The 23,232-nt window shown below is 67.6% G+C and carries 28 protein-coding genes; 10 read left to right on the top strand and 18 right to left on the bottom strand.

The features are described from left to right. Window positions 1-80 precede the first annotated feature (80 nt). The 4 genes from LFM09_RS44375 to LFM09_RS44360 all read right to left on the bottom strand — a co-directional run bounded on the left by LFM09_RS44375 (window position 81) and on the right by LFM09_RS44360 (window position 5,480). Window positions 81-1,553, bottom strand: a complete 1,473-nt coding sequence (locus LFM09_RS44375; RefSeq protein ID WP_414102653.1) for a trypsin-like peptidase domain-containing protein — start codon at window positions 1,551-1,553, stop codon at window positions 81-83. A 66-nt stretch (window positions 1,554-1,619) separates the two neighbouring features. Beyond that, entirely contained in the window at window positions 1,620-2,702 is a 1,083-nt protein-coding gene (galT, locus tag LFM09_RS44370) for a galactose-1-phosphate uridylyltransferase (RefSeq protein ID WP_414102652.1), read from the bottom strand. Then, entirely contained in the window at window positions 2,699-3,496 is a 798-nt protein-coding gene (locus tag LFM09_RS44365; protein WP_414102651.1) for a DeoR/GlpR family DNA-binding transcription regulator, read from the bottom strand. Before LFM09_RS44365 ends, galT begins: the two co-directional genes overlap by 4 nt. 1 nt (window position 3,497) lies before the next feature. Beyond that, window positions 3,498-5,480 (bottom strand): beta-galactosidase, encoded by a 1,983-nt coding sequence (locus LFM09_RS44360; RefSeq protein ID WP_414102650.1) that lies wholly within the window; start codon window positions 5,478-5,480, stop codon window positions 3,498-3,500. A 240-nt stretch (window positions 5,481-5,720) separates the two neighbouring features. Here LFM09_RS44360 and LFM09_RS44355 point away from each other — a divergent pair, with 240 nt between their 5' ends. The 3 genes from LFM09_RS44355 to LFM09_RS44345 are packed head-to-tail and all read left to right on the top strand — an operon-like array spanning window position 5,721 to window position 8,889. Continuing rightward, window positions 5,721-7,028 carry an ABC transporter substrate-binding protein gene (locus tag LFM09_RS44355; protein WP_414102649.1) on the top strand — a complete coding sequence of 436 codons (1,308 nt, stop codon included), beginning with the start codon at window positions 5,721-5,723 and terminating at the stop codon, window positions 7,026-7,028. Next, window positions 7,025-7,984, top strand: coding sequence for a carbohydrate ABC transporter permease (locus LFM09_RS44350; protein WP_414102648.1), 960 nt, complete (start codon window positions 7,025-7,027; stop codon window positions 7,982-7,984). The genes LFM09_RS44355 and LFM09_RS44350 overlap by 4 nt, the downstream gene beginning before the upstream one ends. Further along, window positions 7,981-8,889, top strand: a complete 909-nt coding sequence (locus tag LFM09_RS44345) for a carbohydrate ABC transporter permease (RefSeq protein WP_414102647.1) — start codon at window positions 7,981-7,983, stop codon at window positions 8,887-8,889. Before LFM09_RS44350 ends, LFM09_RS44345 begins: the two co-directional genes overlap by 4 nt. A gap of 87 nt (window positions 8,890-8,976) precedes the next feature. Here the strand turns inward: LFM09_RS44345 and lepB are convergent, their stop codons facing one another. From lepB to LFM09_RS44300, 9 genes are all read right to left on the bottom strand, one after another. Beyond that, window positions 8,977-9,819: a signal peptidase I gene (gene lepB, locus LFM09_RS44340; RefSeq protein WP_414102646.1), complete on the bottom strand. Its 843-nt coding sequence runs from the start codon at window positions 9,817-9,819 to the stop codon at window positions 8,977-8,979. A gap of 10 nt (window positions 9,820-9,829) precedes the next feature. Beyond that, on the bottom strand, window positions 9,830-11,218 hold the full coding sequence (locus LFM09_RS44335; RefSeq protein WP_414102645.1) for an ATP-binding protein: 1,389 nt from the start codon (window positions 11,216-11,218) through the stop codon (window positions 9,830-9,832). Then, entirely contained in the window at window positions 11,215-11,910 is a 696-nt protein-coding gene (locus LFM09_RS44330; RefSeq protein WP_414102644.1) for a response regulator transcription factor, read from the bottom strand. Before LFM09_RS44330 ends, LFM09_RS44335 begins: the two co-directional genes overlap by 4 nt. Before the next feature lie 79 nt (window positions 11,911-11,989). Continuing rightward, entirely contained in the window at window positions 11,990-12,601 is a 612-nt protein-coding gene (locus LFM09_RS44325) for a trimeric intracellular cation channel family protein (protein ID WP_414102643.1), read from the bottom strand. Window positions 12,602-12,620: 19 nt separating this feature from the next. Continuing rightward, window positions 12,621-13,598, bottom strand: a complete 978-nt coding sequence (locus LFM09_RS44320) for a nucleotidyltransferase domain-containing protein (RefSeq protein WP_414102642.1) — start codon at window positions 13,596-13,598, stop codon at window positions 12,621-12,623. A gap of 37 nt (window positions 13,599-13,635) precedes the next feature. Then, window positions 13,636-14,421: an SAM-dependent methyltransferase gene (locus LFM09_RS44315; protein WP_414102641.1), complete on the bottom strand. Its 786-nt coding sequence runs from the start codon at window positions 14,419-14,421 to the stop codon at window positions 13,636-13,638. Beyond that, complete coding sequence (gene eis, locus LFM09_RS44310) at window positions 14,421-15,578, bottom strand: enhanced intracellular survival protein Eis (RefSeq protein WP_414102640.1); 1,158 nt, start codon at window positions 15,576-15,578, stop codon at window positions 14,421-14,423. Before eis ends, LFM09_RS44315 begins: the two co-directional genes overlap by 1 nt. Window positions 15,579-15,588: 10 nt before the next feature. Continuing rightward, complete coding sequence (locus tag LFM09_RS44305) at window positions 15,589-16,413, bottom strand: 3-hydroxyacyl-CoA dehydrogenase family protein (protein ID WP_414102638.1); 825 nt, start codon at window positions 16,411-16,413, stop codon at window positions 15,589-15,591. Then, on the bottom strand, window positions 16,410-16,745 hold the full coding sequence (locus LFM09_RS44300; protein WP_414102637.1) for an EthD family reductase: 336 nt from the start codon (window positions 16,743-16,745) through the stop codon (window positions 16,410-16,412). The genes LFM09_RS44305 and LFM09_RS44300 overlap by 4 nt, the downstream gene beginning before the upstream one ends. A 74-nt stretch (window positions 16,746-16,819) precedes the next feature. On the opposite strand from LFM09_RS44300, the gene LFM09_RS44295 reads away from it, so the two are divergent. Then, window positions 16,820-17,467: a histidine phosphatase family protein gene (locus LFM09_RS44295; RefSeq protein WP_414102636.1), complete on the top strand. Its 648-nt coding sequence runs from the start codon at window positions 16,820-16,822 to the stop codon at window positions 17,465-17,467. On the opposite strand, the gene rpmF is transcribed toward LFM09_RS44295, so the two are convergent. Genes rpmF through LFM09_RS44280 form a run of 3 tightly spaced genes read right to left on the bottom strand, consistent with a single transcriptional unit; the run spans window position 17,464 to window position 18,757 of the window. Continuing rightward, the gene (gene rpmF / locus LFM09_RS44290; protein ID WP_071812574.1) at window positions 17,464-17,625 is read right to left on the bottom strand and encodes a 50S ribosomal protein L32; all 162 of its coding nucleotides are present in this window, start codon (window positions 17,623-17,625) and stop codon (window positions 17,464-17,466) included. The genes LFM09_RS44295 and rpmF overlap by 4 nt on opposite strands. After that, window positions 17,625-17,876, bottom strand: coding sequence for a type B 50S ribosomal protein L31 (locus LFM09_RS44285; RefSeq protein WP_414102635.1), 252 nt, complete (start codon window positions 17,874-17,876; stop codon window positions 17,625-17,627). Before LFM09_RS44285 ends, rpmF begins: the two co-directional genes overlap by 1 nt. Then, window positions 17,873-18,757, bottom strand: a complete 885-nt coding sequence (locus LFM09_RS44280; protein WP_414102634.1) for a GTP-binding protein — start codon at window positions 18,755-18,757, stop codon at window positions 17,873-17,875. The genes LFM09_RS44285 and LFM09_RS44280 overlap by 4 nt, the downstream gene beginning before the upstream one ends. Before the next feature lie 56 nt (window positions 18,758-18,813). On the opposite strand from LFM09_RS44280, the gene rpmB reads away from it, so the two are divergent. Genes rpmB through rpsR form a run of 4 tightly spaced genes read left to right on the top strand, consistent with a single transcriptional unit; the run spans window position 18,814 to window position 19,742 of the window. After that, complete coding sequence (rpmB, locus tag LFM09_RS44275) at window positions 18,814-19,050, top strand: 50S ribosomal protein L28 (RefSeq protein WP_414102687.1); 237 nt, start codon at window positions 18,814-18,816, stop codon at window positions 19,048-19,050. Further along, on the top strand, window positions 19,050-19,217 hold the full coding sequence (gene rpmG / locus LFM09_RS44270) for a 50S ribosomal protein L33 (RefSeq protein ID WP_414102633.1): 168 nt from the start codon (window positions 19,050-19,052) through the stop codon (window positions 19,215-19,217). The genes rpmB and rpmG overlap by 1 nt, the downstream gene beginning before the upstream one ends. A 1-nt stretch (window position 19,218) precedes the next feature. Next, window positions 19,219-19,512, top strand: a complete 294-nt coding sequence (gene rpsN / locus LFM09_RS44265; RefSeq protein ID WP_414102632.1) for a 30S ribosomal protein S14 — start codon at window positions 19,219-19,221, stop codon at window positions 19,510-19,512. Continuing rightward, the gene (rpsR, locus tag LFM09_RS44260; protein ID WP_414102631.1) at window positions 19,512-19,742 is read left to right on the top strand and encodes a 30S ribosomal protein S18; all 231 of its coding nucleotides are present in this window, start codon (window positions 19,512-19,514) and stop codon (window positions 19,740-19,742) included. Before rpsN ends, rpsR begins: the two co-directional genes overlap by 1 nt. On the opposite strand, the gene LFM09_RS44255 is transcribed toward rpsR, so the two are convergent. Beyond that, window positions 19,690-19,989: a hypothetical protein gene (locus LFM09_RS44255; RefSeq protein ID WP_414102630.1), complete on the bottom strand. Its 300-nt coding sequence runs from the start codon at window positions 19,987-19,989 to the stop codon at window positions 19,690-19,692. The genes rpsR and LFM09_RS44255 overlap by 53 nt on opposite strands. Window positions 19,990-20,130: 141 nt before the next feature. On the opposite strand from LFM09_RS44255, the gene bluB reads away from it, so the two are divergent. Both bluB and LFM09_RS44245 read left to right on the top strand, forming a co-directional pair. Beyond that, entirely contained in the window at window positions 20,131-20,763 is a 633-nt protein-coding gene (bluB, locus tag LFM09_RS44250; protein ID WP_414102629.1) for a 5,6-dimethylbenzimidazole synthase, read from the top strand. A gap of 86 nt (window positions 20,764-20,849) precedes the next feature. Next, window positions 20,850-22,307 carry a diguanylate cyclase gene (locus LFM09_RS44245; RefSeq protein WP_414102628.1) on the top strand — a complete coding sequence of 486 codons (1,458 nt, stop codon included), beginning with the start codon at window positions 20,850-20,852 and terminating at the stop codon, window positions 22,305-22,307. Between the two features lie 15 nt (window positions 22,308-22,322). Here the strand turns inward: LFM09_RS44245 and LFM09_RS44240 are convergent, their stop codons facing one another. Beyond that, window positions 22,323-22,970 carry a response regulator gene (locus LFM09_RS44240; RefSeq protein WP_109631945.1) on the bottom strand — a complete coding sequence of 216 codons (648 nt, stop codon included), beginning with the start codon at window positions 22,968-22,970 and terminating at the stop codon, window positions 22,323-22,325. Between the last annotated feature and the right edge of the window lie 262 nt (window positions 22,971-23,232).

Below are 23,232 nucleotides of genomic sequence, written 5' to 3'. Positions count from 1 at the left end.
AGGTGCGCACAGGGCCGGTCCTTCGGGTCGTACGCCTGGCTCGGACGGGCGGCGGTTGTCCGAGACAGGCGTCCCCCGACCTATCCCACCTCGACGCCGTCGAGGGTGGCTTCCACCGTCCGGTTGTCGGACAGCGTGATCGTGACCTTGTCCCCAGGAGCCTTCGACCGGACCGCGGCGACCAGCGTGTCCGACTCGTCGATCCGGCGGTCACCGAACTTGGTGATCACGTCACCGGCCTTCAGCCCGGCCTTCTCGGCCGCGCCACCAGGCGTGATCTCCGAGATCTTGGCGCCCTGCTCGGTCGACTCGACCTTCACGCCCAGCACGGTCTGCTTCGGCTTGCCGGTCTTCACGATCTCGTCGACGGTGCGGCGGGCCTGGTCGATCGGGATCGCGAACCCGATGCCGACGGAACCCGCCTGGCCCGCGGACTGGTTGGGGCTGTAGATCGCGGAGTTGATGCCGACGACCTGGCCCGACATGTTGACCAGCGGGCCACCGGAGTTACCGGGGTTGATCGCGGCGTCGGTCTGGATGGCGTTCAGCACGGTCGCCTGCGAGTTGCGGGCGTCACCGCCGGCCGAGACCGGGCGGTTCAGCGAGCTGACGATGCCCGAGGTCACTGTGCCGGAGAGCTCGAACGGCGAGCCGATCGCGACGACGCCCTGGCCGATCTTCAGGTCGCCGGAGTTGCCGAGCTGGACGATCGGCAGCCCGGAGACGCCGTCGGCCTGGATGACGGCGATGTCGGAGCTCGGGTCGCGGCCGAGGATCTTGGCGGAGGCGGTCTTGCCGTCCTGGAAGACGACCTTGATGTCGCCACCGGCAGCCGCACCCTCGATGACGTGGTTGTTCGTCACGATCTGGCCGTTGCTGGAGATGATGAAGCCAGAACCCTCGCCGGCGCCGGTCCGCGTCACGACCTGGATCTGGACGACGGACGGCAGCATCTTGTTCGCCACGTCCTCGACCGAGCCGGCCGGGCTGTTGCTCGTCTGCGAGGCGGGGCGCGGCGTGTCGAGGGAACTCACGGCGGACGACTCGTTCGCGAACGTGTAGCCCAGGTAGCCGCCGAGGCCACCGGAGACGCCACCCACGGCCAGCACGAGTGCGGCGACGCCTGCCACGACCCTCCCGCGACCCTTGGGACGCGGCGGAACGGGCGGCGGCTGGTAACCGGGCGGGAGGTAGTACTGACCCGTCGCGGTGGGCTCAGCACCGAACTGAGCTCCAGGACCGAGCGGGTGAGGTTGGCCGGACCCAGGAGGAGGAAGCTGCTGGCCGGGTCCGGACCCGCCGAGCTGCGCCTGACCCGCGTCAGGTGAGGGCACCTGCGGCTGGGCCGAAGAGAAAGAGGTGGGCACGTCGCCCAAGCCGGCAGGGGCGTGGTGAGCCCCAGCCTGGCCGGATCCCCCCTGCAAAGGATCCGGCTGGCCGGGTTCCGGCAGCTGCGGGCCCTGCTCCCGCGCACCGGAGTCGGTCTGACCGGCGGTCGGCGGCACGGAGTGGGGCTGGTCCGGCTGCTGCGCTGGCTGGTTGCTCTCGGTCATGGCCATAGTCTCTCGGCCCGTCCTGAGAGAACCCTTAGACCAGCCTTGGAGCTCTGTGAGGGTTCTTCAGCGCGTGCGCAGGCGCTCCGCGATCTGCTCCGGCGTCACGTCGTTGATCCACACTGCCTCGCCCGACTCGGAACCGGCCAGGAACTTCAGCTTGTCCTTGGTCCTCAGCACCGAGAACACCTGCAGGTGCAGCCAGAGCTCTTCCCGCCCGACGTTCACCGGCGCCTGGTGCCAGGCCGCGATGTACGGCAACGGCCGGTCGTACAAAGCGTCCAGCCGGTGCAACACCTTCAGGTACAACGAAGCGAAGTCGTCACGCTCCACAGTGGACAGGCCGGCGAGGTCCGCCACCTGACGACGCGGCGCCAGGTTGACCTCGACGGGCCAGCGCGCAGCGGCCGGCACAAAGGCCACCCAGTGGGCCGACTCTTCCACCACGCGCGCGCCCGCGCGTAGCTCGGCCTCCAACACATCACCGAACAACGGCCGACCGTTCGCCGCGTAGTACTCCAGTGCAGCCTCAAGCATCCGCTCGGTGCGAGGCGTCACGAACGGGTACGCGTAGATCTGACCGTGCGGGTGCGAGAGCGTCACGCCGATCTCTTCACCGCGGTTCTCGAACGGGAAAACCTGCTCCACGCCAGGCAGTCCGGACAGGAACTCCACGCGGTCCGCCCACGCGTCAACGACAGTCCGCACGCGCGACGCCGAAAGCTCGCCGAACGACTTGTTGTGGTCGGACGTGAAGCACACGACCTCACAACGCCCACGCCCCGGCGCCCGTGCGAACAGCGGCTCACCATCCACAGTGGACGGGACGTCGGGCACGTTCTGCGCCAACGAGGGAAAGCGGTTCTCGAAGACGACGACGTCGTAGTCGGCCTCGGGAATCTCCGTCGGCCGACCGGGCGTCGAGGGGCACAGCGGACAGAGATCCGCCGGCGGTTTGTAGGTTCTGGTCTGACGATGAGCCGCCATGGCGACCCACTCGCGGGTCAAGGGGTCCAGCCGCACTTCGGACATCGGCTGCGTCACGGGCAGATCCCGTGTGTCCACCGCGGTTCGCGGTGGTGCCTCAGCGCTGTCGTCGAAGTAGATGATCTCCCGGCCGTCCGCCAGTTTGCCCGCGGTACGCCTCACGCCAACTCCTCGCCGCTTCCCGGTACATGAGCCAACACCAACTCGCCCACCTGCTCGGTGAGAATCGCGCGCGCGTCGTCCGGCAGACCCTCGTCGGTCACCAGCACGTGCGCCTCGTCGAGATCGGCGATCGTGGAAATGCCCACGGTGCCCCACTTCGTGTGGTCAGCGACCACGACCACCCGCCCGGCGGCGTCGACGAGCGCGCGGTCCGTTTCACTCTCGTTGAGGTTCGGGGTCGTGAAGCCGGAGCGCTCGGCCATGCCGTGCACGCCCAGGAACACCACGTCCAGGTGCAGTGAGCGCAGCGCCTGCACGGCGACAGGGCCCACCAACGCGTCGGACGGCGTGCGCACGCCACCGGTCAGCACCACCGTGCGGTCGGTGCGCCCGCTCTGCTGCAGCACGTCCGCGACGCGGATCGAGTTCGTGACGACGGTCAGGTCCGGAATGTCGTCCAGGAACCGGGCCAGCGTCCACGTCGTCGTGCCCGCCGACAGCCCGATGGCCGTCCCAGGGCGCACGAGACCCGCCGCCAGCGCGGCGATCGCTTCCTTCTCGGGCAGCTGCCGGACCGACTTGGCCTCGAACCCGGGCTCGTCGGTGGAACGACCCACGACGGACGTCGCACCGCCGTAGACCTTCTCCACCAGGCCGCGCGAGGCGAGCACGTCGAGGTCGCGGCGCACGGTCATGTCCGAGACGCCGAGCCGGACGACCAGGTCGCTCACGCGCACCGCGCCGGTCCGCCGGACTTCCTCGATGATGACCGCTTGCCGTTGACGTGCCAGCACCTCACACCTCTTCCCTGAGGACGACTACGTCCCCGGCTCGCACGGTGAGGCGTCCGGAGACCTGTACGCCGGACAACACGTCGACACCGGACGCCTCGATCTGCGCGTCGGTGTCGGTGTGGTTGACGGCGAAGAGCCACGATACGTCGCCCCTGCGCCGCACAAGCTCAATCTCCGAAGGCGACACCTCAACGCCCGCACTGGAAAGCGCGTTTTCCACCGTTCGGCCGAGACCGTCCTCGTCGAGGTCGCAGGCCACGTACCAGGCGACACCGTTGCCGAACGCGTTGCGTGTCACCGCGGGCACGCCGGGCAACGGCCCATCGGCATAGGAGGCAACGATGTCAGCGGTCCTGACGTGCAGATGTTCCGTCCACAGCGACGCGGTTGACCCGTCAGTCAACGAAACGGTTTCGTCTTGCCGCAGCGGGAAGAACTCCTCGGACCACACGCCGAGCACGTCCCGGAACGCACCGGGGTAACCGCCCAGCCGCACGCGCGTGTGCTCGTCGGCAACACCTGACAAGTACGTGACCACGACATGACCGCCGCCCGCCACGTAGTCCGCGACAACGTCAGCGTGCGCGTCGGACACCGTGTAGAACGCCGGCACGACGACCATCGAGTACGCCGAGAGGTTCGTGCCCGGCGCGACGAAGTCGACCGTGACCCCGGCCTGCCACAAGGCCTTGTAGTACCCGAACACGTGCTTCAGGTAGTCGAAGTCCTGGGTCGGGTGCGCGTTCTGCCGCAACGCCCACCGCGACTGGTAGTCGAACAGGATCGCGACCGAAGCGTCCACAGTGGATCCGACAGCGCCGGACGCCTTCGCCAGCTCGGCCCCGACCTGGCACACCTCGCGGTACACCTTCGTCTCGGTGCCCGCGTGCGGCACCATCGCCGAGTGGAAGCGCTCGCCACCGCCGCGCGACTGCCGCCACTGGAAGAACAACGCTCCGTCCGCGCCGCGCGCGATGTGCTGGAACGAGTTGCGCCGCATCTCCCCCGGCAGCTTGGCGATGTTGCGCCGCTGCCAGTTCACCGCGGACGTCGAGTGCTCCATCAGCAGCCACGGCTTGCCACCGGCGAGCCCGCGGGTCAGGTCGGCCGACATCGCGAGCTCGATGTGCCGTTCCGGCGACTGGGCCTCGGTGTAGTGGTCGTTCGAGACGAAGTCGACCTCGCGCGCCCACTTCCAGTAGTCCAGCGCGCCGAAGGTCCAGTTGACCATGAAGTTCGTGGTGATCGGCACGTCCGGCGTGATCATCCGCAACGCGTCGCGCTCGGCCTTGTACAGCTCGAGGATCGCGTCGTCGGAGAACCGGTCGTAGTCGAGCACGTGCCCCGGGTTCGAGAACGTCGGCGTGACGCGCGGCGGCAGGATCTGCGCGAAGTCGGTGTAGCCCTGGCTCCAGAACGCCGTGGACCACGCGTCGTTGAGCTGGTCGAGCGTGTAGCGGGCCGCCAGCCACTCGCGGAACGACGCGGCGCACGTGTCGCAGTAGCACCGCTGCACGTGGCACGCGTACTCGTTGCCGACGTGCCACGCGGCCAGCCCGGGGTGGTCGCGGTAGTGCGAGGCCATCTCCGCGGCTAACGCAGTCGCCCGGTCGCGGTAGATCGGCGACGACGGGCAGTACGCCTGCCGTGAGCCGTGCGAGAGCCGCACGCCGTCCGCGCGGACGGGCAACATCTCGGGGTACTGGGCGGTGAGCCACGGCGGGGGCGCGGCGGTGGCGGTCGCGAGGTCCACGCGGATTCCGCCGGCGTGCAGCAGGTCGAGCACCCTGTCGAGCCACTCGAACCGGTACTCACCCTTGCTGACCTCGATCTTCGCCCAGCTGAAGATCCCGACGCTGACCAGGTTGACCCCGGCCCGCCGCATCAGCTCGACGTCCTCGGCCCACACGTGTTCAGGCCACTGCTCGGGGTTGTAGTCGGCACCCCAGCCGAGCCCCGGCATACCTGTTGGCCAAGTCGTCACGGCGGCAAGCGTGGCCGACAACAACCCCCAACGTCAACACAAGCAAACACAACTTTGCGTTTGGGTCTGTTCGGCGGTTGACCGGTACCAGGACCGGGATTGGCCGGGAAACCGGCTGCGCACGGGTTTAACAGCTGCGTAACGGGACTTGACAGGATGTATGACTGGGACCACATTGTGCGCAACTTTGTTTGAGTCCTGTTCGGTTCGCACGAGCGAGTGTCACCTGTAGGAGCGATGATGGTTCGGTACGCGTCCGGTTCCTCTCCGTTACCGCAACTCGACCGGCGGACCCTGTTGCGGATCATGCTGGCCGGCGCCGGCGTGGCCGCGACCGGCGGACTCGCGGCGTGCGGCGGTGGTTCTGGCTCAGGCGGTGACTCGAAGGTCGTCACCTTCGGCAACAACCTGTCCGACCAGGTGCCGAAGGACGCGATCACCGCGGCCGTCAAGGCGTTCGAGAAGAACTCCGGCGGCCTGACCGTCACGATCAACACCAAGCAGCACGAGCAGTACCAGGAGCAGATCAACAACTACCTGCAGGGCAAGCCGGACGACGTGCTCGCCTGGTTCGCCGGATACCGCATGCGGTTCTTCGCCGACCAGGGCCTCACCGGCGACCTCACGGACCTGTGGGGCAAGGTCGGCAGCGGCTACTCCGACGCGCTCAAGCAGGCGTCCACGGGTTCGGACGGCAAGCAGTACTTCATCCCGTTCACCCAGTACGCGTGGGGCATGTTCTATCGCAAGAGCGTGTGGCAGGAGCGCGGTTACGCCGTCCCGAAGACGCTCGACGAACTGGTCGCGCTCGCGACCAAGATGAAGTCCGACGGCCTGATCCCGATCGCCTTCGCGCAGAAGCAGGGCTGGCCGGGCATGGGCACGTTCGACCAGCTCAACTTCCGCACCAACGGCTACCAGTTCCACGTGGACCTGTTGGCGGGCAAGGAAGACTGGCAGGACAAGCGGGTCAAGGACGTGTTCGACACCTGGAAGCGGCTGCTGCCGTTCCACCAGGAGAACGCGCTGGGCCGTGAGTGGCAGGAAGCCGCGCAGTCGTTGCAGCAGAAGAAGTCCGGCATGTACCTGCTGGGCGCGTTCGTGGGCCAGCAGTTCCCGGACGCCGAGAAGGAAGACCTCGACTTCTTCCCGTTCCCGGAGATCAACCCGCAGCACGGCACCGACACGGTCGAGGCACCGATCGACGGTTACATGCTGGCAAAGAAGCCGTCGAACCAGGACGGCGCGATCAAGCTGCTCGAGTACCTGTCTTCGGCCGAGCCGCAGCTCGCCTACCTGAAGGCCGACCCGACCGCGGTCGCGACCAACCAGAAGGCGGACCAGTCCGGCTACAGCCCGCTGCAGAAGAAGGTCGCGGACACCATCAAGAACGCCAAGCACATCACGCAGTTCCTCGACCGCGACACCGACCCCGGCTTCGCGAGCGAGGCGGCCACCAACGGCCTCATCGAGTTCATCAAGGACCCGAACAACATCGATTCCGTGCTCAAGGGCATGGCTGATCAGGCGAAGAACATCTTCAAGTGACCGCGTTGCAGGAGAAGCCGAAGGCGGTGGCCCCAGACGGGCCGCCGCCTCGTCGGCGTACGAGGAAGCGTGCCACCGCCCTCGCGGGCACGGACAAACTGGTGCTGGGGCTCATGCTCGGCGTCCCCACGATCGTGCACCTGCTGTTCGTGTGGATCCCGACGCTGGGCTCAGTCGCGTTGTCGTTCAGCAGATGGAACGGCATCGGCGGGTTCGAGGACATCGAGTGGATCGGTGTCTCCAACTACGTCGAGATCTTCACCGAGTACCCGCGGTTCTGGCCGGCGGTGCAGCACAACCTGATCTGGCTGGCGTTCCTGCTCATCGTGCCGACGTGCGCGGGCCTGCTGCTGGCGGTGCTGCTGGACCGCGAGATCAGGGGCAGCCGGATCTACCAGAGCGCCCTGTACATGCCGATGGTCCTGTCGCTCGCGCTGATCGGCTTCATCTGGCAACTGATCTACACGCCCGACGGCGGCCTGCTGAACGCGGTGCTGGGCCTGAACGACAACCCGGTCGACTGGATCGGCGACTCGGACATCAACCTCTACGCGGTGCTGGTCGCGGCGGCGTGGCGGCACACCGGTTACATCATGCTGCTGTACTTGGCGGGCTTGAAGTCGGTGGACCCGGCGTTGAAGGAAGCGGCGGCACTGGACGGCGCCTCGGCGACGCAGACGTTCTTCCGCGTCACCTTCCCGGTGATGAAGCCGGTGAACATCGTGGTCGCGGTCGTGACGGTGATCGAGGCGCTGCGCGCGTTCGACATCGTGTACGTCATCAACAAGGGACGCAACGGACTCGAGCTGCTGTCGGTGCTGGTGACCGACAACATCATCGGTGAGGCTTCGCGCATCGGCCGAGGTTCCGCGGTCGCGGTGATCCTGCTGACGATCTCGCTCGGCGTCATCATCCCGTACCTGTACCAGACGTTCAGCAAGGAGAACCGGTCGTGACGGCCACGCTGGAACGGCCCACGGCGCCGGTTCCTGTCTCGAAGAAGCGGACGGTCACCCCGGCCAGGATCGCGTTGCACGCCTTCCTGATCCTGACGTGCCTGATGACTTTGGCACCCCTGCTGTGGGCGGTCTACGCGTCGCTGCGGACGTACGACGACACCTCGGTCAACGGCTACTTCTCCATCGCGAAGTCGCTGACGTTCGAGAACTTCGCGAAGGCGTGGGAGATCGGCGACCTGCCGCACTTCTACTGGAACACGTTCCTGATCACCGTCCCGGCGCTGATCATCACCCTGCTGCTCAGCTCGATGGTGGCGTTCGGGGTGTCCCGGTTCAGCTTCAAGTTCAACCTGCTGCTGCTCATGATCTTCACCGCGGGCAACCTGTTGCCGCAGCAGGTGATCGTGACGCCGCTGTGGCGGTTGTACCGGCTGATCGAGGTGCCGGAGTGGATCAGCGAGAGCGGGTCGCTGATCGACTCGCCGATCGGTGTGGTTCTGATCCACATCGCGTTTCAGTCCGGGTTCTGCACGTTCGTGCTGTCCAACTACATGAAGACCATTCCGTACGAGCTGACTGAGGCTGCTCGGGTGGACGGGGCTTCGGTGTTCCGGCAGTACTGGCAGTTGACGCTGCCGTTGTGCCGGCCTGTGCTGGCGGCGTTGGCGACGTTGGAGTTCACCTGGATCTACAACGACTTCCTGTGGGCGTTGGTGTTGATTCAGGACGGGGACAAGATGCCGGTCACGTCGGCGTTGCAGAACCTCAAGGGGACGTTCTTCACCGACAACAACCTGATTGCGGCTGGGTCGTTGCTTGTGGCACTACCCACGCTGGTCGTCTTCTTCGTGCTCCAACGCCAGTTCGTGGGCGGCCTGACCCTGGGCTCGACAAAGGGCTGACCCTCAGCCAGCCAGAATTGCCATGAGGGTGACTCTCATGGACCTGAGGTCTATGAGAGTCACCCTCATGGCATGTCTTGCAGGGGGCTACTTGCCGCCGGTCTGCGGGTTGTAGTCCGAGATGGTGCCCCAACGCCCGACCGGGATCACGATCACCCGAGCCTTGCCCACGACGTTGGCGATCGGAATCGCACCATCCGCAGGCGTCGGATCGCCGTGCTTGCGCGAGTCCGACGAGTTGTTGCGGTTGTCGCCCATCACCCAGAGCTTGCCCGCAGGCACGGTGACCTTCTCGAACGAGTCCTGCTGCCGCGGCCCGCCGCCGAAGTTCAGGTACGGCTCGTCCAGCGGCTTGCCGTCGACCAGGACGCGGCCCTGGTCGTCGCAGCACTCGACGGTCTGACCGCCCACCGCGATGACGCGCTTGATGAAGTCCGTGCCGCTGGGCTCGGACAGGTTCACCATCGAGCCGAGGTCCTGCAGCGTGCCGACGACGAAGTTCGGGGGTTCCTTGCCGCCGGTCCAGTTCGGTGGGCCGCGGAAGACGATGACGTCGCCCGGCTGAGGGTCGCGGAACAGGTACGTGATCTTCTCGACCAGCACCTTGTCGTTCACGCAGCCCGTGCAGCCGTGCAGGGTCGTCTCCATCGAGGCCGACGGGATGACGAACACGCGCGCGACGAACGTCTGGATGACGACGGTCAGCAGCAGCGCAACGCTGAAGATGACCAGCAGCTCTTTCCAGAACGGCTGTTTCTTCTTCGCCTTCTTCTTGGAGAACCTCGGCGCCGGGTCGTCCTCGTAAGAGTCCTCGTACGAGGAGGAAGACGACCTGGAGGTGGAGAAGCGCGTGGTGCGCTCAGGGCCGTCCTCGGCGGGAGGCGTCGTCTCCCAGGTCGACGAAGAATCGTCGTTCACGCGATGACTCACACGCCCCACCTTACGGACGTCCGGGTAGGCGCAACGTGAACAGGGCCCCACCCTCGGGGGCTCTGCCCGCCGTGGCCGTGCCGCCGTGCCGTTGTGCCACCTGCTTGACGATGGCGAGTCCCAGGCCGGAACCCGGCAGGGTCCGCGCCTCGGACGAACGGTAGAACCGCTCGAAAACGTGAGGTAGATCGGCATCCGCGATACCGGGGCCCGCGTCCGCCACCTCCACCACGGCGCTGCCGTCGCCCACCTGACGCAGGTTCAGCCGCACCGCCGAGCCCGACGGGCTGAACTTCACCGCGTTGTCGAGGAGGTTCAGCACCGCGCGCTCTAGAGCACTCGAATCACCCAGAAGTGTCCACGGTTGCAGCTGCACGTCGAACGTCACGTCGTTCGAGGCGCGTCGGCGCGCGCGGTCCAACGACCGTTCTACCACCTCGACGAGGTCGACGGGTTCCTGGACGACCTGGGGTGCGTCCTCACGGGCGAGTTCGACCAGGTCACCGATGAGCGTCGTGAGCTCGTCGAGCTGGGCGCGCACGTCGGACTGGATCTCCCGCTTGTCCTCTTCGGACAACGTGGGCGAATCCGGACGTTCCGACGCCAGCAACAGCTCCAGGTTGGTGCGCATGGAGGTCAACGGGGTGCGCAGCTCGTGGCCCGCGTCGGCGACCAGGCGGCGCTGCCGTTCCTGCGACTCGGCGACCGCGCCCAGCATCGCGTTGAAGCTGTGCGTCAACCGAGCCAGCTCGTCGTCGCCCGACACCGGGATCGGCGTCAGGTCACCGGTGTTCGCGACCCGTTCGGTGGCCTCGGTCAACCGCTGCACCGGCCGCAGACCTGTGCGAGCCACGGCCGTGCCCGCGATGGCCGCGAGCAGCACGCCGGCACCGCCGATGAGCAGCAGGACCACGCTGAGCTTCGCCAAAGTGGTGCGTTGCGGCACCATGGACTGGGCGATGATGATCGCCCGCTCGTCGCCGTACCTGGCCGCGATCACCCGCGTCTCGGTGCGGTGGTCGGTCCACACGTATTCGCTGCGCTCGCCCTGCGCGACCTCCCACGCCTCCGGGACCGTCGGCGGGCGATCGGTGTCCTTCGGGTAGAGGATCTGGCCGCTGTCCGCGAGGAGCAGGCCCATCTTCACGTCACCGGCGGCGAGGAACGCCGCCGGGTAGTTCTGGACCTCGTCCGGGCTGTCGATCTTCGCGCCCTTCGTCACGGTCACGGCACGAGTGCGAAGGCCCTCGTCGAGCGCGTCGTACACGCTCTTGCGGACGACCATGTACGCGCCGAACGACACCAACGCGACGGCCCCGGCGACGCAGAACGCCGCGAGCCAGGTGACCCGAGCCCGCAGCGACGCCCTCTGCAGCCGTCCCTGGGGTTCGAAGATCACGGAGGCGTCTCCCGCAGGACGTAGCCCACCCCCCGCACCGTGTGGATCAGCCTCGGCTCGCCCTCCGCCTCCGTCTTGCGGCGCAGGTACCCCACGTAGACCTCGAGTGCGTTGCCCGAGGTCGGGAAGTCGTATCCCCACACGTCCTCCAGGATGCGGCTGCGCGTGAGCACCTGGCGCGGGTGCGCCAGCAGGAGCTCGAGCAGCGCGAACTCGGTGCGGGTGAGGCTGATGGACCGCTCGCCGCGGCGGACGTCCCTCGTGGAGGGGTCCAGCTCCAGATCGGCGAACTTGAGCACTGCGGCGGACTGCTGCGCGGCGTCGATGTCCTGAGCGGCGCGGCGCAGCAACGCGCGCAGGCGGGCCAGCAGCTCCTCCAGCGCGAACGGCTTGGGCAGGTAGTCGTCGGCACCGGCGTCCAGACCGGACACCCGGTCACTCACGGCGTCGCGCGCGGTGAGCACGAGGATCGGCAGGTCGTCACCGGTGCTGCGGAGCCGCCGGCACACCTCGAGACCGTCCAGCCGCGGCATCATCACGTCGAGGACCATGGCGTCCGGCCTGGCGGCGGTCACCGACTCCAGGGCCTGCATGCCGTCTCCGGCCGTCTCGACCTGGTAGCCGTTGAACTGGAGCGAGCGGCGGAGTGACTCCCTGACCGCCCGGTCGTCATCGACAACGAGGATGCGCATGGGGGCAGTCTTGCTGAGGGATCTGAGAGGCGCCTGAGAAGGGCCCTAACTGCAGGTGTGAGTACAGCGTTAGTTTCTGCTAACCCTCCAAGCCCCTCGCGACGGGAGCGTTCCACTTCCGCCAGAGCGCAATCAGCCTGATGGTGATGATTATTGACGCACCAGTCAGCGCGACCAGGCCTTTCTGCAATCCGATCCAGTGCCCCACCGCGACGATGATCGCTCCGGCGAGTGCTGCCACGGCGTAGATCTCTCTCCTCAGCACCAAAGGAATCTCTCGGAGGAGGAGGTCACGGAGCGCACCGCCGCCGATACCTGTCGTCATCCCGATCAGGCACGCCGCGTACGGAGTCGCGCCGAGAGCCAACGCAGTGGTGGTGCCGGACGTGACGAACAGACCGAGCCCGACGGCGTCCAGCAGCAGCACGGACCGGCGGAGCTTGGCCACGTGCGGGTGAAACCAGAAGACGATCAGGCCCGTGCCGCCGGCCACCAGGAGGTATGGCCAGTTCCGCAGGCTGGTCGGCGGGTGCACGCCCAGCAGGACGTCGCGGATGATGCCGCCGCCCAGCGCCGTGGTGAGTGCCAGGACGGTCACGCCGAACACGTCCAGACGAGCCCGCACGGCAGCCACCGCACCGGACGCGGCGAAGACGGCGATCCCGATCAGTTCCAGGACGGTGAGCAGCACGAACAGGGAGAATACGTGGTCATCTGGGCGGCGCCTCCCGACGGTAACCGGCCTCCAGCCGGCCGCCTGCGGTCTTCAGCACGTGCTCGACGACCTGGATGAACCAGTCGGATCCCTCACCGCGCACGAGCGCGCGGTAGGCGTCCACGAGTTCGCCGTGGTCCGCCTCGCGCAGCCGCCGCATCAGCCACTTGCCGTGCCCCAGCCAGCGGTTCTGCACGACCAGCGCCAGCTCACCGGCACCGGTCACCAGCCGGGTCGCGACGAACAGCAGTTCGTCCTCGTCACGTGCGCTGATCAGGTCTTCGAGCATGTCGGTGACCGCGTATCGGCGGTCTTCCAGCTCGGTGATCGTCGCTGGCGGAGGACCGAGCTCCAGCAGAGCACGCGCCTCACTCCGTATGCGTTCGCCGGTGCCGTCGGAGTCGAGCATGAGAAAGCCCTCCGCGCACATGTGCAGCAACGGCGGGCGCCGGTCCTTGGTGTCCCTGGACACGAAGTCCCAGAGCGACTCCACGGTGTGGCAGAACAGCTCGACCGGCCATCCGCGGTGCTCCAGCGTCTCCCGGAACGCGCCGGGCAGGTCCGCGACGATCACGACGAGGTCCAGGTCCGAGTTCGCGGTGTACGTCCCGGCCGCGACGCTGCCGCCGAGGAACGCCGCCGTCGCGAGCGGGAACCGCTCGTCCAGCAGGTCACGCGCCGCCTGGACCGGGTCCTTGTCCCAGTCGAGCGGCTGCCCGGTGATGTAGTAGTCCTGCTCGGGGTCCATCGGGCCGAGCACCTTCTCGACACACGGCCAGATCTCCGGGACCACCTGGTTCAGGTCCACGAGCCACGGGTTGTCGTCGGCGTCGAAAAGCGGTCTGATCTGGAGGAACTCCGCCCGGGAGATGGTGCGCACGCTGATCGGTGGTCCGCTGTTCCGCTTGGCATAGCCCTTCAGGCGCCAACCCATGTTGTCGCCGTAGGCGTGCCTGACCTCATCCCCCGCCACGGGTTCATCATCCCTTGGCAGGCCCGTGCAGACGAATTCAGACTCTCGCAACGGCCAGCACGTACCCCAGCGACGGCTGGAGAGCGAGCGGCGAAAGGATCTGGTCGAGGTACTGCCGCGCCTTCTCCCCGTGCACCGCGACGAGCGCTTCGTAGTGTCTGCGCGCGCCGTCCTGCATGCGCGGCACTGTCTTGCGCGTCTCCACGCTCAGGTCCAGCAGCTCGACCACGTGCAAACCGGCCGACGCCAACAACTTCGGGTAACCGGCGAACGTGGGCAGCTCGTCGATGTCGTACGTGGTCAAGATCGGTTGTAACTCGTCCAGCAGGCCCTGCGCCACGGGCCGCCGTTGCACGAAGTCGGACACCACCACGACCCCGGACGGCTTCACCACCCGTGCCAGCTCGCGCAGCACGCCGACGCGATCTCCCAAGTGCGGCAACGTCTCCACGGCCCACGCAGCGTCGAACGCGGCGCAGGAGAACGGCATCGCGTGTGGATCGCCGTGCACGAAACGCACCTGGTCGTCGACGAACAGGGCCTCCGCGCGGACGTTGGCGAGTCGCACGTGCTCGGCGCACGGCGAGACGGACACGATGTCGGCGTGGGAGGCCTCGGCCAGCCGGAACGCAGAAGTGCCCACGCGGCGGCCCATGTCGAGCACGCGCCAGCCGTGCCGGGCGCCGAGTTTGTCGATGTGCAGCGCGGTCATGCGTTCGGCGGCCACGCGGTTGGGTGCCTCGTCCTCTTCGGACGTCCACAGCCCGAAGTGCAGGTTGTGGTCCCAGATCGTGCGCATGACCTCGTGGTAGACGTCCGCCATCAGAAGAAGTCCGCGAGCCGCGGGACACCGGACGCGCCGGCGAGCTGGTCCAGCACCACCGCGTCGGCCGGATCGCCCTCCAGCAAACCCGCGCGCCGCAACGCATGCGTGCTCTGAAAGCCCGAGAACCACGGGCCGAGCGCACGGGCGTGCATCCGCACCGCACCGGTACCGCCCGGCTCGACCCGCACGACGCCGTCCTCGGCGACGATGCGCTGGTTGCCGGCGTGCCACGGTGCGTGCTCGTCGATGATCTCCAGGTCCACCGCGACGTTCGCCAGCCGCGGCCAGCCCCGTGCGGCCACGGCGGCGGGCAGGTCGACGACGCGCAGCATCCACGTGGAGGTCCACACCGAGTACCGCAGCGGGGTCGCGCCGAGCAGGTTGACCGTCGCCGGGTCGGTGATCCGCAGGTCGATGGCGTCGAGGGTGCCCGCCCACGACTTGAGCGAGGCGAGGAGGTTCAGCTGGGCCTCGACGTCGACGCCGATCAGGTCGAACACCTTGAGGCGGCCCATGTCGCCACCGGGCTCGCGCTTCGCCGTCAGATACCCGCGCAGGCCGTTCGGGCCGGGCAGGACGCTCACCAGGTCCATCTCGAGCACCTTCGCGACGTCGATTCGCGGTGAGCGGCGGTCGGCCATGCCGTCGATCGTCCGCGCCACCTCGAGGTAGCAGTCCTGCAGGGCGGTGAGATCGCTCTCATCCGCCGGGCGCGAAGGTATCAGCTCAGCGGGTTTCGGAGCTGAGAGCAGCCTGTCCATCGGCAGCTCGATCCACTCGAAGAGCCCGGCACGCTCCCAGCCGCGGCCCCGGTAGAGCGTCGGCACGGTCGCGTAGAGGACCGACAGCGGTTGGCCGTGCTCCCGCATCGTGGACAACGCTTTGTCGAGCAACGCGGCGGCAACGCCACGGCCGCGCGTGGCACCGTTGACGGCGACGCCGCCGATCCCACCCATCGGAACCGCGGCGCCGCCGTAGAACTGCGCGAAGGCACCGATCGAGAGCACACCGGCGACCTGGCCGTCCAGTTCCGCGACCAGTCCGTGCGTCCCGGGACGCACCAGTTGTTCCGGTCGCTCGCTCGAGTTGAACGCGAGCTTGTGGAGGCGGAAAACGGCGTCGAGGTCGTCCTCGATGTACTCCCGAATGTGCACGGACAACTATCTACCAGGAAAAGAAGCCCTGCCCCGTCTTCTTTCCCAGCTCATTGCGCGCGACCTTGTCCCGCAACAGCTGCGGCGGCTCGAACCGGGGCCCCAGTTGCGCGGCGAGGTGCTCGGCGATCGCCAGCCGCACGTCGAGTCCGACCAGGTCGGTGAGCTCCAGCGGACCCATCGGCCAGCGGTAGCCGAGCTTCATGCCGGTGTCGATGTCCTGTGCCGAGGCGACGCCCTCCTCCAGCATGCGGATCGCTTCCAGGCCAACGGCGACGCCCAGCCGTGAGGTCGCGAAGCCCGGTGCGTCGCGGACCTCGATGACGGTCTTCCCCATTTCTTCGGCCCACGTTCGCGCTTTGGCCACGTTCGCGGGGTCGACGCCGAAGTGGTGCACCAGCTCGACGAGTTGCTGCACCGGGACGGGGTTGAAGAAGTGCATGCCCAGCACGCGTTCGCCGGGGAGTCCGGCGGCGATGTCGGCGATCGAGAGCGACGACGTGTTGGAGGCGAGGATCGCGTTCGGGCACTTCGCCGCGGCGTCGCCGAGCACCTTCTGCTTCAGCGGCACGTTCTCCGGCACGGCCTCGACGACCAGCTCTGCGTCGGCGGGAGGCTCACCGACGGTCAGTTTCGCCAGCAGTCCGTCGGCGTCGACGTCAGGCTTGAGCTTGCCCTTGGCCTCGGCCTTGTGCAGTGACGCCTTCACCGCGAGAAACCCCGCGTGCGCCCGTTCGGCGTCGGCTTCCACGAGCCAGACCTGGTGGTCGTTCGCGAGCAGGAGGTGCGCGATGCCCGCCCCCATCGTGCCGCCACCGATGACGACGGCCTTCACGACTCGACCCCGGAGGAATCAAGCACAGTGGCGCTGAACATCGCCACGAGCTCCATACCGCCGATCTCACTGAGGTTCGCACCCGACGTGGCCCACTCGGGCGTCTTGAAGGCGGCCTTCATCGATTCCGTCGACTCGAAGTACAGCTCGGCGATCAGGTACGGCTCGGTGTCGCCGAGGAACCCGGCCAGGAACACCCGCTGCACCTTGGCGACCTCGGCGCGCACCAGGCCGGGCACCGACTCGGCGATCGGCATGTGCGTGCCGAAGTACTTCTCGTCGAAGCCCTCGGGGTCGGCGGGCTTCTTGTACAGCGCGATGTACTTGATCATGTGACGGTTTCCTCCTCGACTCGCCCAGCACTGTAACGCCCGAGCGCACCGCCCGGCTGAGGCACGATGGAGGAGTGCGGATCATCCTGTTGCGCCACGGCCAGAGCCTCGGCAACGTCGACGAGCTCGCCTACTGCCGCATCCCCGACCACGCGCTCCCCCTGACCGAGACCGGTGAGGCGCAGGCCCGAGCCGCCGGCCCGACGATCAGGGAGCTGATCGGCGAGGGCCCGGTCGCCGCCTACGTGTCGCCGTACAAGCGCACGCGCCGGACGTTCGAACTGCTGGGCGTCGACGCCGAGCGGATCGTCACCGAACCGCGGGTGCGCGAGCAGGACTGGGGCAACTTCCAGGACCCGGTGCAGCAGGAGGTGCTCAAGCACCAGCGCCACGCGTTCGGGCACTTCTTCTTCCGGCTGCCCAACGGCGAGTCCGGCGCCGACGTCGACGACCGGGTGGCGGCGTTCCTGGACGGCCTGGCAGTCCGGCTGCACAAGGACGACCAGCACCCCAAGACGGTGCTGATCGTGTCGCACGGTCTGACGATCAGATTGCTGTGCCGCAGGTTGTTCGACTGGAGCATCGAGCTGTTCGAGTCGCTGTCCAACGTGGACACGTGTGAGAACCGCGTGCTCGACCACGACGGCACGGGGTGGAAGCTGGACCGCCCCTTCGACCAGTGGCGCGACTCACCGGACGGGACGGTCCAGCTCCCTCACTAGAGAAGGCCGCGCTTGTAGGCGGCCACGAGACGGCGCGGCACGAGAAGTTCCTTGCCGTCCAACGTCCTCACACGCACGAGATCCGGCGCCGTGGCCTTCCACTGACTGCGGCGGTGCCGGGTGTTGGACCGGGACGTCTTGCGCTTGGGAACGGCCATCAGCGCTCTCGCTTTCCGTAGCGGCGGTTGAACTTCTCGACCCGGCCCGCGGTGTCCACGAGCCGTTGCGTGCCGGTCCAGAACGGGTGCGAGTCGGCGGTGATGTCCACGGACAGCAACGGGTAGGTGTTGCCGTCCTCCCACTCGATCGTCCGGTTCGACGTGGCCGTCGAGCGGGTCAGGAACGACTTGCCCGTGGACGCGTCCTGGAAGACGACCGGGTGGTAGTCGGGGTGGATTCCGGGCTTCACATCTCCAGCTTTCGGATCGAGTCCACGAAGGACAGTTCGTCGTCGGTCATCAGCGCCGTCTGGAAAGCCGCCGTGATGTCGTCGGGCTCGCCGACCGTGATCGCCACGATCTGCGTGGTCTTGCCGAGCCGCGGCCCGCCCTCCCCGACGCGCAGGCCACCACCGGCGGATTCCAGGTGCAGCGCGACATCCGGCTCGTCCGCGACCCAGAGCCGGCCGCGCGAGCGCACGACCGTGCCGTCGAGCAGCGAGTCGAGGGCCTCGCTGAGCCGCATCGGGTGAAATGGCCGGTCAGCCGTGAAAACCGCTGTCGAGACACCGCATTCGGGGGTGAGCGGCACCATCCGCCGCCTGCCGCTGCGCCTCACCACCACCGTCTCCGGCGTGCAGCGGTGCGCGCCGGGAGCGAGCCGGTCGAGGACGGCCAGCGTCCGTTCGTCGGCATCGCCCTGCAGCACAATGACATCCGCGGCCTCGGCCTGCGCCACGACGACCTGCGCGACCGTGCGCTCGTCGCTGACCATCGACGCGTCGCTGAGCGCGTCGTCCAGCCACGTCTCCGCGTCGATCACGGTGATGACGCACTCCACCTCGATGCCGAGGTTGCGGCGCACCACGTCCGGCTCCAGCAACGGGTCCAGGTGCAGCACGACCGTGTGGCCGCTCAACGACGACAGCAGCTCACGCAGATCTTCCCGAACCGTGCAGGACACGCAGTTGTGCAGCAGGTCGACGTCAACAGCAACGCCGTCGACCCAGCGCCGCACGCACGTCTCCGTGGCGACGTGCCGCACCAGCACCGAACCGGGCCGGTCCCGCCACACCCGCACGGCGACGTCGTGGTCCACCAGCCCCGCCACCATAACGACAACGGTTTCCATGTCAGGTACGGTAGTTGAAAACGAATGTCGTTTCAAACGTGACCAGGAGGTGGAACATGGGCAAGCGCTGCCAGCTGACCGGACGTGAACCGGGCTTCGGCAACCAGGTCTCGCACTCACAGCGCAAGACGCGCCGCCGGTGGAACCCGAACGTCCAGCGCAAGCGGTACTGGGTGCCGTCGCTGAACCGGTTCGTGACGCTCACGCTGTCCACGAAGGCCATCAAGACCGTCGACAAGCTGGGCATCGAGTCCGTTGTGGCCCAGCTCCGACAGCTTGGGGTGAAGGTCTGATGGCCAAGAGCACCGACATCCGGCCGATCATCAAGATGCGGTCGACCGCCGGCACCGGCTACACGTACGTGACCAGGAAGAACCGGCGCAACGACCCGGACCGCCTGGTGCTGCGCAAGTACGACCCCGTTGCGCGCAAGCACGTCGACTTCAAAGAGGAGCGCTGACGTGGCGAAGAAGTCGAAGGTCGCCGCAGACCAGCGCCGCCGTGAGGTCGTTGCGCGTTATGCGGAACGTCGTGCGGAACTCAAGGAAATGCTGAGGCACCCGGAGACGCGCGAAGAAGCGTTGCGGGGTCTGCAGAAGCTGCCGCGCGACGCGTCGCCGACCCGGTTGCGGAACCGGGACGTGGTGGACGGACGGCCGCGCGCCTACAGCCGGAAGTTCGGGCTGTCACGCATCCGGTTGCGGGAGATGGCACACCGGGGCGAACTGCCCGGCGTCTCGAAGGCGAGCTGGTGATGAAGGACCGCAAACCGTTGAAGCGCAGGCAGAACCTGCTCACGACCATGGGCGTGGCGGACGTCGACTGGAAGGACGCCACGCTGCTGCGCAAGTTCATCTCGGACCGGGGCAAGATCCGGTCCCGCCGCGTGACCGGCCTGACGCCGCAACAGCAGCGTCAGGTCGCCACGGCTATCAAGAACGCACGGGAGATGGCCCTGCTGCCGTACCCGTCACAAGGGCGATGACACGCACCGCCGTGCTGGCCAGGAAGGCCAGCACGGCGAGCTGCACCAGCAACGCGAGCGCCCAGGTCGTGTGTTCGTCGACCGTGAGATCGCCACGAACACCGACCAAGAAGGTCGCGTAGAGGCCCCAGCACTGCAGTGCGGCCAGACCGGCGCCGATGATCGTCGTGCGCAGCGACACGATCACGACGACGGCGGCGAGCAGCATCAGGGCCAGCAGCGGCCAGGCACCGGTGAACGTGCTCACACCGACTCCGCCACCGAATCCGAGCGCGGAGCCATAACCACCTTTCATTCTTCGCATCCGATCGGTCTATCGCGATCGATGAGATCAGCGCCACCTCCCAGGCGTGAAGTTGGTGCTTTCGAGTGAGGCACCATCGCTCGAATGAACCTGTACGAAGTAGTCCACCGGCGCAGGGACACGCGAGCCGAGTTCACCGGTGAGGAAATCCCGGACGACGTGCTGCGACGCGTGCTGACGGCGGCGCACGCGGCCCCGAGCGTGGGTCTTTCCCAGCCGTGGGACTTCGTGCTGGTGCGCGACGAGAACACGCGCAGGGCGTTCCGCGACCACGTGCAGGCGGAGCGCAGTGTCTTCGCAGCTCAGCTCGATCATGAACGAGCGGACACCTTCGCTCGTATCAAGGTCGAAGGAGTCATGGAGTCGACCCTCGGCATCGTGGTCACCTACGACCCCGACCGGGGCTCGCCGGCGGTGCTGGGCAGGCACGCGATCGCGGACGCGGGTCTGTACTCCGTGTGTCTGGCCATCCAGAACCTGTGGCTCGCCGCGACGGAAGAGGGCCTCGGTGTCGGGTGGGTGAGCTTCTACCGAGAAGATGTGCTGCGCCGGATGCTGGACATCCCTGCAAGGGTCCGTCCGGTTGCGTGGCTGTGCGTCGGTCCGGTTCGATCTCTGCCCGATACGCCCGATCTGGAACGTCACGGTTGGCGCAACCGACTACCCCTTGATGACGTCCTGCACCACGATCGGTACGGGGCGCGACCGTCCCGGTAGCCTGTGCAGGCCGCTCGGCGAGTCGGAACGGAGTCGATGAACGAGTGGAGCAGCGTGATCCGCTGGTAGCGGGCCAGATTCCGCGGTTGGACCGAGAGGTCCGCGCGTTGCTCAACGCTGGCCGCTTGCCGGAGGCGAACAGTCTTTTCGACGAGGTGGTCACCAAGGTGTCACCCGGCGCCGACCGCTGGGTTCGGTCGGCCGTCCTGGTGAACCGCGCCGTGATGGCGTGGCGCCTCGGTCGCATCCCGCTCGCGCTGGAACTGGCCGCCGAGGGGTGGACCGACCTCGACGCCGACCGCGCGGACAGCCCGGCCGTGGCCCAGACGATGGGTTCCCTCGGCTACCTCATGGAGGGCATCGGCAACCGGCGCGCGGCGCTCGACATGCTGAGGCTGTCGGTTCAGGTGGCGCGGCGGGCGGGCAACACCGACACGTTGGCCCACTGCCTGCAGCGCCTCGGCGGTTCGCTGAACTTCCGCGCCTGTTCCGGGCCTCCCGCGGCCGCGCCGGCGATCTTCGAGGAAGCACTGGCGTACCTCGACGAAGGCTTGGGCCTGGTCAAGGACGAGGCCATGCGGCGCGCGTTGATGGGCGCTTTCGGTCGTTCACTGGCTGGCGTCGGGCAGCTGGACAAGGCCGAGGAGACCGCCGCCGAAACGTTGCGGCTGGCGCTCGACTCCGGCGACCTGTGGGGCATCTCGGTCGGCAACTGGGTGCTCGCCGTCGTTCGTCGTGAGCAGGCCGATCTCGACGAGGCGCGCACGCTCGCCGCCCGTGCGGTGGCGAACGCCGAACGCATCAACGACACCTCTCTGCTGCTGCGCTTCTCCACGGAGCTCGCGGACATCTGTCACGCGTTGGGCGACGCGGTGGGTGAGGCCGAAGCGTTGCGCAGGTCGATGACGGCCTCGCGCACGGCCACGGAGACGTTGCAGGAAGGCCTCGGCCAGGCGCTGGAGCAGCGCCGGGTGGCCGTGCAGGCCCAACGGCTCGCGGTGGCCGCGCAAGAAGCGGCGGCGCGCGACCCGTTGACGGGCCTGGCGAACCGGCTCGGGCTGGAACGCGCTGCTCAGGGGCTACTTGAGTCGACGGCGGCGCGCGGGCGGGTGCCGTGGCTGGTGCTGGTCGACGTCGACTGGTTCAAGGGCGTGAACGACGACGCCGGCCACGCTGCGGGCGATGCGGCGTTGCGCGAGATCGCGGGGCTGCTGCGGCGCGAGTGCCGATCGGACGACCTGGTGGCGCGCTGGGCGGGCGACGAGTTCGTGGTGCTGCTCGGCGACACGGGTCCGAACATGGACGTAGGCCCGAACGTGGCCGAGCGGATCCGCGCGGCCGTCGACGGCCACGACTGGACGATGGTGCTGGGCGCGGTCCGCCGCCCGACGGTGAGCATCGGGGTCGCGGCCGGCCCGGCCAAGCTGGACCAGCTGTTCGCGGCCGCGGACATGGCTCTGTACCGCGCCAAGCGGCACGGCCGGAACAGGGTCGAGGTCGAGCCCTCTGTGGACGAGATCCCCGAGATCGTGTCGGGGAACTGACGTTTTTGGTGAGCTTCAGGCGATGAGGCCGCCGCGGTAGGCCACCAGCGCGGCCTGCACGCGGTTGACCGCGCCGATCTTGCCGAGCACCGACGAGACGTAGCCCTTCACCGTCGCCTCCGACAGGTGCAGGGTGCCGCCGATCTCCGCGTTGGACATGCCCTGACCGATCAGCACGAGCACCTCGCGCTCGCGTTCGGACAGGCTCGCGAGGAGCCTGCGCGCCGGCTCGGCCATCCGCTCGCCGTCCGCGACGGCCGCGAGCACTCTGGCCGCGACACCGGGGTCGAGCACAGCGCCACCGCGTGCGAGATCGCGCACGGCTTTGACCAGCTGCTCCGGCTCGGTGTCCTTGAGGAGGAAGCCGGCCGCGCCCAGACGCAGGGCCTCCGAAACGTACTCGTCGACGTCGAACGTGGTCAGGATGCAGACCCGAGGCGGATCCGGCAGCGTCCGCAGCCGCCGCAGTGCCACGAGCCCGTCCGATGTGCGCATCCGGATGTCGAGCAGGACCACGTGAGGACGGTGCTGGCGCGCCAGGTCGGCTACCAGATGGCCGTCATCGCATTCAGCAACAACTTCGATGTCCCCGACGCTGCTCAGGATCATGCGAAGGCCGGAACGGACGAGGTCCTCGTCGTCGGCCAGCAGAACCTTGATCACGACGCCTCCCGCATTGGCGTTCCGTGCTCCCACATGTTCGTGATCTTCGCGTACACCCGCCGAAGGTCACGTTAATTCTCAGTTATCTCATCATGTGGTAACGGTTTTTCGAGATCACCGGCAACGTTCACAGTTACCGGAATAGCGCGCCGACTTCGCTGCGTAGGCACGCCACCAGGAGATAGTCGGTACGACCGGAACACTGAGTAACCAAACTCGGAAATCCCACTGAGTGGAATGCTGTACCAGATATCACAGATAC

The sequence above is a fragment of the Lentzea alba genome, assembly GCF_047445655.1.
GTDB classification, from domain to species: domain Bacteria; phylum Actinomycetota; class Actinomycetes; order Mycobacteriales; family Pseudonocardiaceae; genus Lentzea; species Lentzea alba_A.
Note: the sequence above shows the minus strand (reverse complement) of the source record. Positions and strands in the feature narration are given on the sequence as shown.

Bases quoted from the DNA above. Each gene is read 5' to 3' on its own strand.
- LFM09_RS44375 (WP_414102653.1), bottom strand. From the start codon at position 1,553: ATGACCGAGAGCAACCAGCCAGCGCAGCAGCCGGACCAGCCCCACTCC.
- LFM09_RS44355 (WP_414102649.1), top strand. From the start codon at position 5,721: ATGGTTCGGTACGCGTCCGGTTCCTCTCCGTTACCGCAACTCGACCGG.
- LFM09_RS44330 (WP_414102644.1), bottom strand. From the start codon at position 11,910: ATGCGCATCCTCGTTGTCGATGACGACCGGGCGGTCAGGGAGTCACTC.
- LFM09_RS44315 (WP_414102641.1), bottom strand. From the start codon at position 14,421: ATGGCGGACGTCTACCACGAGGTCATGCGCACGATCTGGGACCACAAC.
- LFM09_RS44300 (WP_414102637.1), bottom strand. From the start codon at position 16,745: ATGATCAAGTACATCGCGCTGTACAAGAAGCCCGCCGACCCCGAGGGC.
- rpmF (WP_071812574.1), bottom strand. From the start codon at position 17,625: ATGGCCGTTCCCAAGCGCAAGACGTCCCGGTCCAACACCCGGCACCGC.
- LFM09_RS44280 (WP_414102634.1), bottom strand. From the start codon at position 18,757: ATGGAAACCGTTGTCGTTATGGTGGCGGGGCTGGTGGACCACGACGTC.
- rpmB (WP_414102687.1), top strand. From the start codon at position 18,814: ATGGGCAAGCGCTGCCAGCTGACCGGACGTGAACCGGGCTTCGGCAAC.
- rpmG (WP_414102633.1), top strand. From the start codon at position 19,050: ATGGCCAAGAGCACCGACATCCGGCCGATCATCAAGATGCGGTCGACC.
- rpsR (WP_414102631.1), top strand. From the start codon at position 19,512: ATGAAGGACCGCAAACCGTTGAAGCGCAGGCAGAACCTGCTCACGACC.
- bluB (WP_414102629.1), top strand. From the start codon at position 20,131: ATGAACCTGTACGAAGTAGTCCACCGGCGCAGGGACACGCGAGCCGAG.